This window comes from Streptomyces sp. NPDC001027, assembly GCF_040299045.1.
GTDB lineage: Bacteria > Actinomycetota > Actinomycetes > Streptomycetales > Streptomycetaceae > Streptomyces.
Genome location: NZ_JBEPBI010000032.1, coordinates 26,884 through 41,584, shown reverse-complemented (window position 1 = coordinate 41,584; position 14,701 = coordinate 26,884). Strand labels below are relative to the sequence as shown.

At 64.0% G+C, this 14,701-nt stretch carries 12 protein-coding genes and 1 pseudogene; 5 read left to right on the top strand and 8 right to left on the bottom strand.

What is annotated here, in order from left to right; genetic code table 11:
- Nucleotides 1–11 precede the first annotated feature (11 nt).
- The 3 genes from ABT300_RS12485 to ABT300_RS12465 all read right to left on the bottom strand — a co-directional run bounded on the left by ABT300_RS12485 (nt 12) and on the right by ABT300_RS12465 (nt 3,284).
- Nucleotides 12–971, bottom strand: coding sequence for a hypothetical protein (locus tag ABT300_RS12485; protein ID WP_351674375.1), 960 nt, complete (start codon nt 969–971; stop codon nt 12–14).
- 257 nt (nt 972–1,228) lie between these two features.
- Complete coding sequence (locus ABT300_RS12480) at nt 1,229–1,423, bottom strand: hypothetical protein (protein ID WP_334648862.1); 195 nt, start codon at nt 1,421–1,423, stop codon at nt 1,229–1,231.
- 1,372 nt (nt 1,424–2,795) lie between these two features.
- A complete protein-coding gene (locus ABT300_RS12465) occupies nt 2,796–3,284 on the bottom strand; it encodes a GNAT family N-acetyltransferase (protein ID WP_351674374.1) in 489 nt (162 codons plus the stop codon).
- Nucleotides 3,285–3,440: 156 nt separating this feature from the next.
- Here ABT300_RS12465 and ABT300_RS12460 point away from each other — a divergent pair.
- A pseudogene (locus tag ABT300_RS12460) lies at nt 3,441–3,556 on the top strand (IS5/IS1182 family transposase); the annotation flags it as partial.
- A 189-nt stretch (nt 3,557–3,745) separates the two neighbouring features.
- Here the strand turns inward: ABT300_RS12460 and ABT300_RS12455 are convergent.
- Complete coding sequence (locus ABT300_RS12455; RefSeq protein ID WP_351674373.1) at nt 3,746–4,594, bottom strand: aldo/keto reductase; 849 nt, start codon at nt 4,592–4,594, stop codon at nt 3,746–3,748.
- A gap of 402 nt (nt 4,595–4,996) precedes the next feature.
- Here ABT300_RS12455 and ABT300_RS12450 point away from each other — a divergent pair, with 402 nt between their 5' ends.
- From ABT300_RS12450 to ABT300_RS12435, 4 genes are all read left to right on the top strand, one after another.
- Complete coding sequence (locus ABT300_RS12450; RefSeq protein WP_351674372.1) at nt 4,997–6,376, top strand: helix-turn-helix domain-containing protein; 1,380 nt, start codon at nt 4,997–4,999, stop codon at nt 6,374–6,376.
- Nucleotides 6,373–7,248, top strand: a complete 876-nt coding sequence (locus ABT300_RS12445; RefSeq protein WP_351674371.1) for a phosphotransferase family protein — start codon at nt 6,373–6,375, stop codon at nt 7,246–7,248. The genes ABT300_RS12450 and ABT300_RS12445 overlap by 4 nt, the downstream gene beginning before the upstream one ends.
- A 241-nt stretch (nt 7,249–7,489) precedes the next feature.
- Nucleotides 7,490–8,359: a GNAT family N-acetyltransferase gene (locus ABT300_RS12440; protein WP_351674370.1), complete on the top strand. Its 870-nt coding sequence runs from the start codon at nt 7,490–7,492 to the stop codon at nt 8,357–8,359.
- Between the two features lie 40 nt (nt 8,360–8,399).
- The gene (locus tag ABT300_RS12435; protein ID WP_351674369.1) at nt 8,400–9,239 is read left to right on the top strand and encodes a TauD/TfdA dioxygenase family protein; all 840 of its coding nucleotides are present in this window, start codon (nt 8,400–8,402) and stop codon (nt 9,237–9,239) included.
- A 92-nt stretch (nt 9,240–9,331) separates the two neighbouring features.
- On the opposite strand, the gene ABT300_RS12430 is transcribed toward ABT300_RS12435, so the two are convergent.
- The 4 genes from ABT300_RS12430 to ABT300_RS12415 all read right to left on the bottom strand — a co-directional run bounded on the left by ABT300_RS12430 (nt 9,332) and on the right by ABT300_RS12415 (nt 14,695).
- Complete coding sequence (locus ABT300_RS12430; RefSeq protein WP_351674368.1) at nt 9,332–9,724, bottom strand: NUDIX domain-containing protein; 393 nt, start codon at nt 9,722–9,724, stop codon at nt 9,332–9,334.
- 286 nt (nt 9,725–10,010) lie between these two features.
- Nucleotides 10,011–12,512 carry a leucine--tRNA ligase gene (gene leuS / locus ABT300_RS12425; RefSeq protein WP_351674367.1) on the bottom strand — a complete coding sequence of 834 codons (2,502 nt, stop codon included), beginning with the start codon at nt 12,510–12,512 and terminating at the stop codon, nt 10,011–10,013.
- A 210-nt stretch (nt 12,513–12,722) separates the two neighbouring features.
- A complete protein-coding gene (locus ABT300_RS12420; RefSeq protein ID WP_351674365.1) occupies nt 12,723–13,532 on the bottom strand; it encodes an HAD family hydrolase in 810 nt (269 codons plus the stop codon).
- Nucleotides 13,529–14,695 (bottom strand): glycosyltransferase family protein, encoded by a 1,167-nt coding sequence (locus ABT300_RS12415; RefSeq protein ID WP_351674363.1) that lies wholly within the window; start codon nt 14,693–14,695, stop codon nt 13,529–13,531. Before ABT300_RS12415 ends, ABT300_RS12420 begins: the two co-directional genes overlap by 4 nt.
- Nucleotides 14,696–14,701: the final 6 nt, after the last annotated feature.

Sequence of the window (14,701 nt, the reverse complement as noted above, 5' to 3'; positions counted from 1 at the left end):
ATGCCAACCGGTTATGGATGGGGTCTGGTACGGGGGCGATGTGTGCGGGCGAAGGACAGGGACTCTGCACGCGCTCTCAGGAGCAGAGCGGAACCGGGGTCTGGCCCCGGGGCCCCGTCATGTACCGAGGCCCATGGCTCGCGAGCCGCGTATGGGCCCATTGCCTCGAAGACCTCGGCGGCTTCCACGTATTGGTGGCCCGCCCACAGCGCGTAGGCGAGAAGGTTCAGATCGGCCACCGATCGCTCCCGAGGGGGTGCCTTGCGGAACCAGTCGTGAAAGGCATTGAGCGTGTAGTCGAGCGTCGACTCTTGCGCCCACTGCCGCCGCCACAAAGGATCAGCGTTCGACCGTCGCCGCTGCTCGACCTGGGCGTACGCCGGCAGCAGCAACAACGGCGACCCAACGGGCCGTTGCGACGCCACCCATCGCCCGAAGTCGAACATGCTGGCCAGAGACGCGGCTTGCGGTCCGTCCAGGGCGAGCATGAACTGCAGCATGCGGTGATAAGCCTCGCGGTTGTACGGATCACGCTGGTTGACCTCGTACAGCAACCCCCACGGACCGCTCGGCAGCATCGGCTCGGCGGGCACCGCACGGTGCTCATGACGCAGCTGCCGGGTGTCAATCTGTGCCAACGCCACGAGGCATACCCACGGCACCGGATCCTGCGGCACGCGTCGAGCCGCGAGCAGTACCTCGCGCCGCGCCCTGAACTCCAACTCCAAGGTCCCCGGATGCCGTTTACGGTGCGCACGCAGCGCCCGCTCGACGGCTACGCGAGCACCCAGCACCTGTGCGTCGTAGCTGCCGGGCTCCTCGTGGAGCCACACACCGATCACATCCGACCGAGCTGCCGCCACGGCCAGCACCTGAGTGCGCGATGTCCGCAGCGCCCAGTTCGTGCCGGTGTCGAGAAACAGCTTCGCGGCCGTTCTCCAGCGCCCCGCCCCCAACTCGACGAGAGCCACGCGCAACTCTTCGTCGTGGCCAGCCGGGTGGTACACAAGTCGCATCACGCATCTCCGAACCGGCGCGAGCGACGTTCCGAAGGCTGAAGAGAGCTGCTCGCCTGAGGAACACGAGCAGTTCGACACGGTGTGTCTTTCCGGTGGGGGGTGAGTGTCATCGAGGGGCCTCAGGGGGATTTGGGGTTTGGGCCGTAGAATGGAAGGCGCGAGCCGCTCCACGCGGCGGGAAGCGGTTCGGCTATGGCGGGCGGGTCGTCCTAAAAGTGAATCTGGCCGATCATGTCCGCAACGCCGGTAACAAACCGATTGATGCTCGGCGCCATTGAGGTACTCGCCAGGAAGAATCCGAAGAGACTGCACACGATGGCGTGCACGGCATTCAGCCCACTCTTCTTGACGAAGACGAAGACGAGAATGCCCAGGAGCACGACGGCGGAGATGCTAATGGCCACCGCACACCACCCACTGGCAGCGCAGTCCCGCTGGAGGAGGTGCATCAAGCAGACGCCGGGGGGCCAGGAGCGGGCTCCTGGCCGCCCCTGCTCGTGTGGCGGAGGGCAACGTGGACTCCGATGGAAGAGAGCAGCGACAGGTTCGCGTTCCCGCAGTTCGACGAGCAGCAGATCGACCGGATGATCGCACTCTCATCCGGTTCGTCTCCATGCCGTGCCGCAGGACTCCCAACACTGACGGCAAAACGTGCCGTGCACACATTCCAAGGGTGATATCACTCGTGTGATTCCGGCTCTACCAGGATTAACTGAGAATGCGCGTGCTCGCTCACGGGGAGGTGTGACGTGCGTCAGCATCCCCTGCGAAGCTGCGACCGGTGCGGTGGTCCGTTGAGCAACTACAACACCGACGCCCTGTGCTTCGCGTGCGCGCGCTCCCGAGCCCTGGAAGAGCCCACGCCTATCGTGCCGGAATACGTCTGGTTGGACCCAGACGTCCGCGGTGCGCTTGCGGCGTGGGACTTCGGACAAGCCAGCCCATCTGTACGCCGCGCTTCGCGCGGCCAAAGCCGCAGGAGACATGCGGCTCGGGGCCGGTGCCCTGTCGTACCTCGCCATCCCCGGCTACTCCACCGGAGCGCCGCATCATGCCGTCACCGCGGCATAGACAGCACGGGAGAAGGTCAAGAAGCTCGGCACACCAGCCCTCGAAGCCATGCTGCTGACCCGACAGGCCCGCGGGCACGCGAAATTCGGCGAGCGGCAAGCGGCGTTCGCCGCACTCGGGCGCGTGGCCGCAGCGTACGCTCGGGAGCTATTGGAACGCGCCGCCGTCGTGACGGGGGCAGGGAGCTGAACGTGACCGAGGCCCAACAGGTCTTGTTCTGTGGGACATCGACGCACGCTGCTGTACATAGGAGACATGGACCGGCAGGTCTACCGTGAGACGTTCGCCGAGATCGTCGGCCGGCGCGCGCAGCGCGTGCCAGCACGTGGCACCGGCGTCACGATGCCCCACGCGATCCGCGCGCTCCGCCTAAAAGCTGTCCCGCAAAAGATCGTCGGGGGCGGTGGCCTGTCCCGTGACCGCTCGGCCTACGTTACGAATCGGCAGTCGGTCGTCCTCCACGTCCCGCATGCTCACGCCGTCCGACACGGTCCAGTTGAGGTCCGCCAGACGCGGGTGCCGCGTCATGCCAACGGCAGGGCGAACTGGGTGCGGAGGAGCCGCTCCGCACCCCCAGCTTCTAGCCGGGTCCGAGGGCGGAGCCTTCGCCGTGGCCGACGGCCTTGGAGGACGGAACCGGAACCGATGACTACGTGACCTGGCACAACGCGTTCGCCGACAGATCCCGTAAAGGGGTGACTGAGCCTACGCGAGTTCCTTCCGCATCAACGTGCAGATCGTTTCGTAGCGGCGCAACGATCCATCAGGAGCCTGCTCGTCCCACGAGTCCGGCTGACGGTCGTACGCCACATATCCCAGTCGTTCGTATAGTGCACGTGCCCGGGGGTTGCTTTCCTCCACAGCCAGCTCGGCCTGCCGCAGACCGCGGTTCCTGATCCGCAGTTCTGCGGCTTTGACGAGGAACGTGCCGATCCCGCACGACTGCAATGCGGGGTGGACTGCCAGCTGCCACAAAGTGCCGACACCGTCCTTGACCTGGTAGTCGATGCCGCCCTTGGCCACAGGGATGTTGGTTGCGGGGCAGACCGCAAGGTAGTCGACCTCACCGATCCGGGCACGTTCCATCTGCTTGGCGACGCCGGCCAGGTGGTGGTCAGACCCTGCCCACCCGCACGACGCCAGGTCCGCATGCACGAAGTCACGGGCTGACAGCTTCAAAACAACGTTGGTCATCTTCAGTACCTCCGGTGAGCCAGCCTCCACGCCGATCACACGGGGGGCAAAGCCGTTTCCTCGGCCCGCACTCCTGGCTCACCGGTCACCGCGAATAACCGGCAGTTGAGATGATCTCGCTGTGGCTGGTGTGATCACGGCTCGGAGCCGTCCTGGATAGCCCCCTTTGTCCGCTGGCTCCGCGTCAGTTCGGCAAGCTTGTCAGCACGCTGCGGCGCGAGGGCGTGGACCCGGTGCGCAAGGGCCGACCGTGGAGCCTGCTGCTCGAAGATTCACCCACACCAACACTGTCATCATCGGGGACTCCCTCGAAGATGTCGCACGGCTTCTGGAAGCCATCTCCATGCTGACGCCCACGACTGAGCGTACGTGAGCGGGCGTGCGACGATCTCGTCCGGTGTGGCAAGGGCGAGACTGACGGTTGCCATTCGGTCCAGGGAGCGCGATGTCTCGCCTTTTGCCTATCCTTGCAGGCCAGGTTGAGTGACATCGGAGTCAACTGGGGGACGATCGTCTCTATCCAGGGCTGAGATTTCCCTCACCTCAGTGGGTGTCAGGGAAAAGTCAAAAATGTCAATGTTTCGCTGAATCCGTGATTGGCGACGGGAGTTGGGAATGGTTGCGAGGCCGAGTTCGATGTGCCAGCGCAACACGATCTGTGCCGGAGACTTGCCGTAATTCGCTGCCAAATCGCGAATCACTGAGGTGGAAAGAAGACCGCTGCTCCGGTCAAGTGGGCTCCACGACTCCGTGACGATTCCCTTGGAATCGTGATACGCGCGGAGCTCAGGTTGAGTAGTTTGTGGGTGGAGTTGGATCTGATTGACCGAGGGCATGATGCCGGTCTCGGAAATTAGTCGATCTATGTGAGCAGGTTTGAAGTTGGAAACGCCGATCGCACGGACACGCCCTTCATCTCGCAGTTTCCCGAATGCTCGCCACGTATCGACGTAGAGATCCCTGCTCGGTAGCGGCCAGTGGATGAGGTACAGGTCAAGGTAGTCCAGTTTGAGTTCATCGAGGCTCGCATCGAAAGCACGCAATGTTGCGTTGAAGCCGTGGTCCTCTCCATGGAGTTTGGTGGTCACGAAGGCGTCCTCGCGGGGCAGGCCAGAGTGGCGGATTGCGCGTCCGACTGCATCCTCATTGCCGTAGCTCGATGCGGTGTCGATGAGCCGGTAGCCGGCGTGGATGGCAGTGATGACGGCACGCTCGGCCGCAATGTCCTCCAGAGGCCAAGTTCCAAACCCTAGCCGGGGCATGATGATTCCGGTGTTCAGTGACAAGGTGGGGGCTGCGGGTGCATTCATGCGTTCTCCAGTCAGCGTGGCCGCGCGGAGGCCCGGCCGATCTCGCCGTTCGGCGTGGCGGTGATGTCGGCTGTCACCGGCACGGCCCCACGATAGTTCGCAATCATGTGCGTCCCTCGATCAATGGGACCACAGAGGCCACCCCCACACTGACGCGTGAATGGTACTGAGGGCCACGAGTATCTGCTCCCGACCCGTCAGTAGCCTTGGTCACGACACCCGATCGGGCCGTATCACACGCGTGATATCACCACCGTGGCGCCTGACGTACGCTGACGCGCGCGAATGAGAAGTGGGGGTGCGATGCAGAGACACGTTCGCTCTTGCTCCGATTGCGGATGTCGTTTGAGTCTGTACAACGACGATGCACGGTGCGCTGCCTGCGCGCGAGAGGCGCAGCTCATGGCGCTGTCGGTCCCTCCAGTCCCCAACTCGGTCTGGGGTGACACAGACATCCAAGCAGCCATCACGGCATGGGACTTCGGACAGGCCAGCCGCCTCATCCGCGAAAGAAGCGGCCTCCGGCAAGATGACATGGCCATCCTTACGGGCTTGAGTCAAGGCTTCCTGTCCATGCTCGAGTCCGGCGCCCGACGCTTAACGAACCTCGACAAGGTCGCAAAGTTCCTCGAAGGCATCGGAGCACCCGACGTGCTGCTTCCGTCGCCGATCCGAGAGCATGCTGCCCGGTCGGCAGCGATGCCGCTCCCCTCATCAGAACTGCCTCAAGTTCCGATGCTGCGGACGGACGATGGTCGGGAAGCTGACCTCCACTACCTGGCAGCCCAGGCAGCCGCACAGTCCCTACACTTCGCCAAATCGACCACGCGGAGCAACGTCACGGACGCCTCCTTGGAGAGGTTGACCGGCAAGATCGCGACGGTCGCCACCGACTACGTTCACACCCCACTGCATCGGCTGTTCACCGACCTTTTGTCGACGAGAGATCACCTCTTCTCGCTGCTCGGTGGCCGCCAGCCTCCACGCCAGACCCGAGAGCTGTACCTCCTGGCCGGCACCAGTTGCCTGCTTCTCGCTCATGCCTCACAGAACCTGGGCGACCAGGACGCAGCCATGGCACAGATCCAGACGGCCTGGACGTTTGCCGAGCAAGCCGATCACGACGACCTGCGAGCATGGGCCAAGGGCACCGCAGCATTGATCGCGGAGTGGTCTCCCCAGCAACGGATGGCACTAGAACTTACTCAGCAGGCCGCACAGTTCTCGCCTGTGGGCGAAACATGGGTCAGGATCGCTGCCATCGAAGCCAGGGCAGCGGCCCGGATCGGTGACCGGGGCAAGGCATCCGCCGCACTCAATACTCTTCGTCGAGCCCGTGAGCAGCGGACCTCACGCGGCGACCTCAGTCAGTTCGGGGGGATCCTCACATTCCCGAACGCCAAGCAGGAGTACTACATGGGCGGAACATACGCACTACTCGGTGAACATGCGCTGGCGGAACACCACGCCACCGAAGCAATCGCCATGTATGAGAACGGACCGAAGCAAGCACGCTCGTACGGTGACGAGGCTCTGGCACGCCTCGACATTGTCACATCCCGCATCGACGCAGGGGAACTCGAAGGAGCCAGCGAAGCGTTCAAGCCCATCCTCGAACTTCCCCAGAACTTGCGCATACGGCAAATCGGTCACGCCGTGCACCGCGTGGCCACTCTTCTCGAAGCCCCACGGATCGCTCGCAGCCGCACTGCCCAGCAACTTGCAGAAGCAGCCCGTAGTTACCAGGCGATCGACACCACACCGAAAGCCGCACTCCAATGACAACAACGGTCTCCCCCGAGTCCGCTGCTCGTAAGGCATGCCGAGACTCCGGGCTATCAGACCGGTCGCTCACCCGTCTGCACGAGCACGCCACTGCGGTGTACGTCCTCCCTGCGGAAGGCGTCGTGGTTCGAGTCAGCCCCGTGGCGCACCAGCGACGACTCGAAACCGCAGTGTCCTTGACCCGCTGGCTTGTCGCGAATGGCTTCCCCGCGACGGAGCCATCTGACATCTCCCAGCCAATCACCAACGGCCCGTATGTCATTACGTTCTGGAAGCACTACCTGCAGAGCGGGGAAGGTGCGCCGCCAGCCGGGCCTCTCGGCGACCTGCTGCGTGCGCTGCACGATCTGCCGCCTCCGCCGATCGACTTGCCGGACTATCGGCCTCTGGCGTCGTTCAATGCGACTCTCAAAGCCAGCACGTTTCTGACGGATGATCTCCGTGACTGGCTGACGACGCGGATGACGGAATTGCTCGACAGCTACGAGCAACTCGATTTCCCCCTGGGCCACGGTCACCTGCACGGCGACGCGTACCCGGGTAACACCCTGCGAGACGGCACGGCAGTACGTCTGGGGGACTGGGACGAGGCAGCACGGGGCCCACGTGAGATCGACCTCGCCAATACCTTTCAGGGCGTCCGATTCGGCCGCGCAGAGAAGGAACTGAAAGACTTTACTGACAGGTACGGTTACGACATTCGTGAATGGCCGGGCCTACCAGTGCTTTGCCGTATCCGAGACCTGCACACACTGGGTTCATACATTCGGAGAGCTGACCGAGGCGACCAAGCAGCCGCAGCGGAACTCTCCCACCGTATCGCGACACTCCAAGAAGGCGCTGATCGCGCCCGATGGACGGCGCGCTGAGGCCAAAGAACATCACCCGCCCTGACTGGAGGTAGAACTGCTAAACGGCTGGAGACATCGGCACAGCTGTGGGCGCGGAGATGGCAGCGACGCCACACGCAGCAACGCGATCGCGAAGAGCAAGCCTGGAAGGTAATCCTGAGCATGAGTGGGGACATCGGGATGAATAGCTGCAACCTGTAGCACGTTGGCAGCCATCCCCGAGCTTCTTCCACGGTACGGAATCGATATGGAGGTATCCATGCCGAACCAGAGCGGCATCACTGACCGACCCGGATCCGGAGGAGCCCAGACTCACTGCAGACTTGGATGGCTCAAGTCGCTGGCCCTGTATAGCGATCTCCTGATCGTGGGAAGTGCTGCGGAGGTGGATGTGACGGATGCATGCATCACCATACGCACTCCATCACTGCCGCAACTTCGCATCGGAAACGCGATCCTCTTCCCCAAACCACCAAGCCGTGAAGACGTGGCCACATGGATCAGGCACTTGGAACTGAAAGTGGGAGAGTCTGCTGCGAGATATGGGCGTATCGCGTGGGAAGGGGGTCAGCCCAGGGAAGACGTATACCGGGCCTTCAAGAGCGCCGGCTTCGAACCCTACGACAGCCTGAGCATGCAGACCGCTGTCGTGCAGGCGCGGCCAAGTCCGACCACCGTCTCCACGAAAGCAGTTCGGGCTGACGCGGAGTGGCGGGACCTCCTTGACTTTCACGTCGAAGCGAACCAAGTCGCTACCCCTAGCGACCATGAGTTCCTCGCGGCCCGCCTGGACCTGTACCGCACAGAATCGGAAGCAGGCAACGGGGCCTGGTTCACCGCCCACGTCGACGGCCGCGTAGTCGGCTGCTGTGGGATCGCCCTGGGCGACGGACTCGCCAGGCTCCAAGGACTTGAGACCTCAACCAGTCATCGCCGGGGCGGAATTGGGATTTCCCTCGTCAAGGTGGCCTCCGAGTGGGCGCTGCAACGCGATGGCACGAATCACCTTGTGTCCGTTGTGGACCCCGACTATCACGCTCGCCGCCTATTCGAGTCGGTTGGATTCCAGACCCACGACCTCGCCTGCGGCGTCGTTCCCGTCGATTCGTTCACGCCACCCGCTGTCTAACCCCTGTACCCGAGCGCCAACAACTTGGAGAACAGCTGCAATGGCATCAACTGCACAGGATTGCCTTAACGTCTCTCCGCTTAACCCCACCATCGGTGGAGAGGTCACAGGGCTGGATCTCAGAAAGCCCTTGAACGACGCGACGAGCGCCGCCCTGCGGTCCGCCCTGCTGGACCGCAAAGTCCTGTTTTTCAAGGAACAGGATCTCAGCGTCGAAGAGTTCGAACGGTTCGGCCGGACCTTCGGGGAACTATTCATTCACCCGACGATGCCGCAACTGCCCGAGAGTCCCTACATCAACCCCGTGGCTACAGAACACGGTCCCGCCAAGGACTGGCACATCGGCGGCCCATGGCGCACGAGCCCATTCATCGCCGAACTCCTGCAACTCAAGATCACCCCGCCGGCAGGAGGCGACACGATGTGGGCTGACCTGCAAGCTGCCTACCGGGGTCTGTCCACGCCAATGCGGCGCCTCTTCGACGAACTCACAGCGGCCTACCTGGCCGACCCGGCACAGTACTCCCCGACAACCCGCGCCAACGCGGGTGAGCGTCTCGAAGTCGAGCATCCTCTGGTCATAAACCATCCCGAGACCGGAGAACGCGGCTTGTACTACAGCACGTCAGCTGTGCGCATTGCGGGCCTCAACGAGCTGGAGCAGTCCACCATTAGGCGACTGCTCCTCGAGCACGCAACCCAGCCCCGGTTCGTGGTCCGGTACCGTTGGCAACCCGGTGACATTGCGATCTGGGACAACCGTGCAGTGTGGCACTCAGCTGTTGACGACTACGGCGACTCTCCTCGCCTCGGCTGGCACGCCTCCGTGACCGCCGACTGGCGGCCAGGCCCACCGCCGGCCAGCACGTCAGCAGCCTGATCCTTGGTCATGAAATGTGGTTGCCGGAGGTTCCCGCCACCGGCAACCACACTGTTGTGCACACTGACCAATCTTCGTGCCCCCAATCCGTGCTATGAAACGAGCACGGCATGGTCGCGGGAGAAGTACGCGCGCATCGCAGCAGTATGCGCGGGGAAGGCAAGCTCCACTGCCTCGTCGAGCACGAGCCACTCCGTCGCCTCGGCCGTGGCGGTCGGTGCCGGGAGAGTCTCTGCGTCCCGTTCAGGCAGCAGGGCAAACAGGTCAAGGGTGTTGACGGCACTCTGCGCGTCGAAGAGCCGGGCTCTGTCCGCAGCGGCATCGAGTCCGGTTTCTTCAAGCAGTTCCCGGACGGCGGCCTGCTGCCAAGTCTCGCCCACCTCTATATACCCGCCAGGCAACGCCAGTTGGCCTCGACACGGTTCGATGTCCCGCCGCACCACCACTAGCCCCCGCTTACCGGTCCTCGTGACGACGGGCTGCATCGCGACCGCAACGGGAAGAGGATTCGCCCAACTCGTCTCGTCGCATGATGGGCAGTCCCTGGGCCACTCGGCAGCGTCCGCGTAGGAAGCCCCACAGTACGGGCAGTGAGTGATGCTGCGGCCTCGGGTGTATCCCATGTCGAACTGTCCCTCTCTCTTGCACCCGGCGGGCGGGGCAGGGGTCGAATTCAGCGGGAGATTCCAGAAGCCCGGCCATCAGTTATCGGCTGAGGAATGCGTCTGCCCGCACGGCCGCGGACGCCATGCGGGCAGACAACTGCAAGTCCTAGCCTCGGGCCGGCACGAAGTTCACGAGCTTCGGAGCACGCACAATGACTTTCGCGACGCTCGCGTCGCCGAGGGCGGCCTGGACCTTCTCCAGCTGTAGCGCGAGCTGCTGCAGCTCCTCTTCACTGATATCGGGCGAAACCTCGATTCGGTCGCGGAACTTGCCCGCCACCTGGACAACGCACGTCACCTGCTCCTCGACGAGAAGCGCAGGATCCACTTCCGGCCAGCCCGCCTTGAGCACTGAGGGCTCCTGGCCCAGACGAACCCAGCCCTCCTCGGCTGTGAAGGGAGCGACACAGGAAAGCATGCGTACCAGCGCAGCGGTACCTTCCTGGACCGCGGCATCATCCGGGCCGGGCTGCCGGTCGACTGCTTGTCGGAGTGTGTTGGTGAGCTTCATCAGACAGGCGATACCGACATTGAACCGCTTGCTCTCCATCGCCTGCGTGGCGTCGTCGATGAGCCGGTGGACGGCCTTGCGGAGCTCAAGGTCACCTGCGTCGGCGGCGGGTGCCGGGGACGCGTTCCCGACGTCGCCAGCCAGACGCCACACACGGGCCAGCCACTTCACCGATCCAGCAGGTGACACGTCAGCCCAGTCGATGTCGTCCTCGGGCGGGCTGGCGAACAGCATCGTGACCCGCACTGCGTCCGGGCCGTGTTGGGCAATCTGCTCTTGCAGGTTCACCAGGTTGCCAAGGCTCTTACTCATGGCCTTGCCGTTCATGATGACCTGCCCCTGGTTGGTGAGGCGGGTGAACGGCTCAGTGAACGGGACCAGCCCAAGGTCGTAGAGGACCTTGGTGAGGAACCGGGCGTACATCAGGTGTCCGGTCGCGTGCTCCTTGCCGCCGACGTACTCGTCGACGGGCAGCCAGGCCGCGACGCCTGCTGGGTCGAACGGTCCATCCTCGTAGCGGGGGTTGGGGTACCGCAAGAAGTACCACGAGGAGTCCACGAAGGTATCCATCGTGTCGGTGTCCCGACGGGCCCGGCGACCGCACGAAGGGCAGTCGACCCCTACCCACTCGGTGGCGGTCTCCAGGGGAGACTTGCCGCCCTCCGGGCGCAGTGTGTAGCCGCTCTCGGGGAGCTTGACCGGCAGCTGTTCCTCTGGGACAGGGACCGCGCCGCACGAGTCGCAGTAGACGATCGGGATCGGGGTCCCCCAGTACCGCTGGCGCGACAGAAGCCAGTCGCGCAGACGGTAGGTGACGGCTCCTTGACCGACGCCCCGCTGCTCCAGGTCGGCAATGACAGCGGCGATGGCCTCATCCTTGCGCAGCCCATTCAGAGGGCCGGAGTTCATCAGCACGCCGTCGCCGGCGGTCGCGATGCCGGTATCAGCAGGGTCCGGCTCGCCGGTGTCGACGACGGCACGGACAGGCAGGTCGAAGGCGCGTGCGAAGTTCAGGTCGCGCTGGTCGTGGGCTGGGACTGCCATGACGGCCCCGGTGCCGTAATCGGCCAGCACATAGTCGGAGACGTAGACGGGGAGCGCCTCGCCGCTGACCGGGTTGACCGCGTGGCGGCCGAGGAACACGCCGGTCATGGGGCGGTCGATGGCCAGCCGCTCCATCTCCGCCTTGGAGGCCAGGCTAGCGCGGTACTTGTCGAATTCCGCCCTGTGCTCGGTGTCGCAGAGTTCGTCGGCGAGTGCCGAGTCTGCGGCCACAACGAAGAATGTGGCCCCGTAGAGAGTGTCGGGCCGGGTACTGAAGACGCGGACTGGCTCGTCGCGGCCTTCGATCTGGAAGTCGATGTGAGCACCGGTTGAGCGGCCGATCCAGTGCCGCTGCATGCTCAGGATCTCGTCCGGCCACTTGCCCTGCAGCTGGTCCATGTCGTCCAGCAGCCGCTGCGCGTATTCCGTGGTGCGGAAGAACCACTGGGTCAGGTTGCGTTTGACCACGTCGGTGCCGCACCGCTCGCACTTGCCCTGGATGACCTGCTCGTTCGCCAGGACCGTCTCATCGGTGGGACACCAGTTGACGGGGGCTTCCTTACGGTAGGCGAGACCGCGCTCGAACAGCTTCAGGAACAACCACTGGTTCCAGCGGTAGTACTCCGGGTCCGAGGTGTGGAACCTGGTGCGCCAGTCGAAGGAGATGCCCAGGCGTTCGAACGACTCCGCCTGGATGTCGATGTTCCCGTACGTCCAGTCACGAGGGTCGAGATTCCGCTTGCGTGCCGCGTTCTCGGCAGGCAAGCCGAAGGAGTCCCACGCAATGGGGTTCAGGACCTGCTGGCCGCGCATCCGCGCGAAACGGGCCATTGTGTCGCTGATGCTGTACACCTCGGCGTGACCCATGTGGAGGTCACCCGAGGGGTAGGGGAACATGCTGACGACGAGCGTGCGCTTGTCATCCTTCGGGCTCGCAGGCGTTAGTTCCTCCGCCTCGAAGAGTCGCTCTTCCCGCCACAGTTGAAGCCACTTGTCGATGCCGGCGTGGGGGTCGTAGGTCTCCCGGGCGGTGGCCCCTTGCTCGTCAGCCATCTGTTCCAGTCCTTGTTGCGGAAAGTGATGAGTCTGTCTGGACTCGGTCTGCGGTTTTGGCGCGGTGTGCTCTCCGGGAAACCGCAGGCGGACCCAGCCATCGCACCCGGATAGGGTAGCGCGGCCCGCCTGGCCGTCAGCGCGTCATCATGGGCTTCCTGGTCAGAGTTGGGCTCGCCTCTCAGCAGCGTCCACTGAATGAGACGAGGACTAGCCGAGTGACCTCTCCAGAGCGTGCAGTGCGGGCAGCACGGCTTCCGTCGAACCCACGGGGGTGACCAACGGATGCTCCAGCCTGTCCGGAGGCGGCTGGTCGGTGATCCAGATGGCTGGCACCTTGCAGGCCAGGGCCCCGAGGACGTCGCGGTCGTAGGTGTCACCGATCATGACTGCCTCTTCGTGCCGGCCACCCACGCAGTCGACGGCGCGGGAGACAGCTCGCGGATCTGGCTTTGCGAATCCCGCCTCGGTAGAGATCACAAGTTCACGCATGTGCTCCAGCAGGCCCGATGATTCGAGCTTGCGTCGCTGGCCGTCCCCAGGCCCGTTGGTCAGCACGACAAGGCGCCGCTGCTCGTGTTCGAGCATCTCCACCAGGTCTGCGGCTCCGGGAAGCAGACGGACGTCCTGGTGGCGGTGCTGGGTGTAGCTGGCGCTGATCGTTTCAGCGAGTCCAAGGTCGGTAGCCCCGATCTTCTCAAGCGCGAGCCTCCAGGAAGCCTGTCGGAACGCCGGCAGCCACACCCGTAGCCGGTCAAGGGCTGGGACAGCCTTTTCGAAGTCCTCCGATAGGCCGTCCCATGCCGATATCCCGAACGCATCGCTGAGCGGATCGATCCATGTGGCCTTCCACCAGAGTCTCTGGGCAGTCACGCGGGCCGTGCGGGCGAACCGATCGGCGTCGATGCCGACGCGCTCGTGGACGACCTGCCCCGCGGCCAGGAACGCCCTGTCGACGGTCCCTCGCTCATCGATCAGGGTTCCGTCCAGATCCAGGATCACGACCTCTCTGCGCTTCATCGAGCGCGCAGCCTGTCCAGCCAGGTGGCGACCCCGGGCATCATGGCCTCGTAGCGGAAGCCCTCTGCAAATGCCGCAGCGGCCCCGCGCATCTTCGCTGCAGGCTCGTCCTGCAAGCAGGTGAGCATTGCTGCTGCGACATCGTCTGAGGCCAAGGAAGCAGCCGTTACCCCGAATCCCTGCGCCGCGACGATGTCGCCCAACGCACCCCGGCGGGGTGCTACGACAGGCAATCGGTAGAGCAGGGTCTCGCGGAGCCTCATGGGCGGGCAGAGGTCCCACAGCACGTGGGGCTCGTACAGGCAGAGCGCGGCCCGCGCTGTCTCCATGACCGCGATCCGGTCCGCCAGGGAGAGGCCGCCCTGGCAGAAACTAACGTGCCGACTGAGCCGAGGATCCCCGGCCACAGCCTCCTGGACGGCTCGATAGGCTGCGGTCGGGGTGCCACGCTGGGGGTAGAGGAACCACAAGGACGCCTCGTGCCCTGCGTCCAGGAGAGAACTCAGCCCCCTTATTGCGGCCACTGGGGAGTAGTGGTTCCACAGGCCCCCGTTCCACACAAAGTCGGGCCCTGGAGCAGCCGACGCAACCGACGGTTTGGACATGGCCCGCTCGTTGATATCGCTGAAGCCCACCGGAAGCAGCCACAGGAGATCGTCGAGCGACATGTCGCGGGCCGGCTCCAAGAGGATGTCGAACCGGCAGGTTGTGAGCATCCCCGTCAACACCTGCTTCTCCACCTCGCTGGCCACGAAGTAGCCGTCTGCCGACCGCAGGCGTGTCAGATATTCGTCCAGCAATTCACGGTATGCTGCCGATTGGTTCTCTGAATTGTGTACTCTCTGATATGTCGTGTACTCCAGCGGCCATACGATCGCATCGAATATGCAGGTCGCTCCTGCCGCCTTGAATCGCTTGATGGAGTCTGCGGGGGTCGCGAATCCATAGAGGTAGATGTCCCGACCCTTCTCGGGGGTGATCTCCTCATGCTTGACCTGCCAGGGGACCCCGGCCCAGGTCTTCAAGATGTCTGCGTGCGGCACGTCAGGCGTGAGTACCTGGACCTCTTCATAGTGCGCCAGGGCGGAGGCAAGCTCCCAGGCCCTGAAGCCCACACCGTTCAACCCTGACGACATCCCCACGCCGAAGTCGACATACAACACTGGCAT

What these genes read in the sequence shown, in the direction of transcription:
- leuS (WP_351674367.1), bottom strand. Translation starts at nt 12,512, where the DNA reads ATGGCTGACGAGCAAGGGGCCACCGCCCGGGAGACCTACGACCCCCAC.
- ABT300_RS12430 (WP_351674368.1), bottom strand. Translation starts at nt 9,724, where the DNA reads ATGCAGCCCGTCGTCACGAGGACCGGTAAGCGGGGGCTAGTGGTGGTG.
- ABT300_RS12420 (WP_351674365.1), bottom strand. Translation starts at nt 13,532, where the DNA reads ATGAAGCGCAGAGAGGTCGTGATCCTGGATCTGGACGGAACCCTGATC.
- ABT300_RS12455 (WP_351674373.1), bottom strand. Translation starts at nt 4,594, where the DNA reads ATGAATGCACCCGCAGCCCCCACCTTGTCACTGAACACCGGAATCATC.
- ABT300_RS12440 (WP_351674370.1), top strand. Translation starts at nt 7,490, where the DNA reads ATGCCGAACCAGAGCGGCATCACTGACCGACCCGGATCCGGAGGAGCC.
- ABT300_RS12435 (WP_351674369.1), top strand. Translation starts at nt 8,400, where the DNA reads ATGGCATCAACTGCACAGGATTGCCTTAACGTCTCTCCGCTTAACCCC.
- ABT300_RS12445 (WP_351674371.1), top strand. Translation starts at nt 6,373, where the DNA reads ATGACAACAACGGTCTCCCCCGAGTCCGCTGCTCGTAAGGCATGCCGA.
- ABT300_RS12450 (WP_351674372.1), top strand. Translation starts at nt 4,997, where the DNA reads ATGGCGCTGTCGGTCCCTCCAGTCCCCAACTCGGTCTGGGGTGACACA.
- ABT300_RS12465 (WP_351674374.1), bottom strand. Translation starts at nt 3,284, where the DNA reads ATGACCAACGTTGTTTTGAAGCTGTCAGCCCGTGACTTCGTGCATGCG.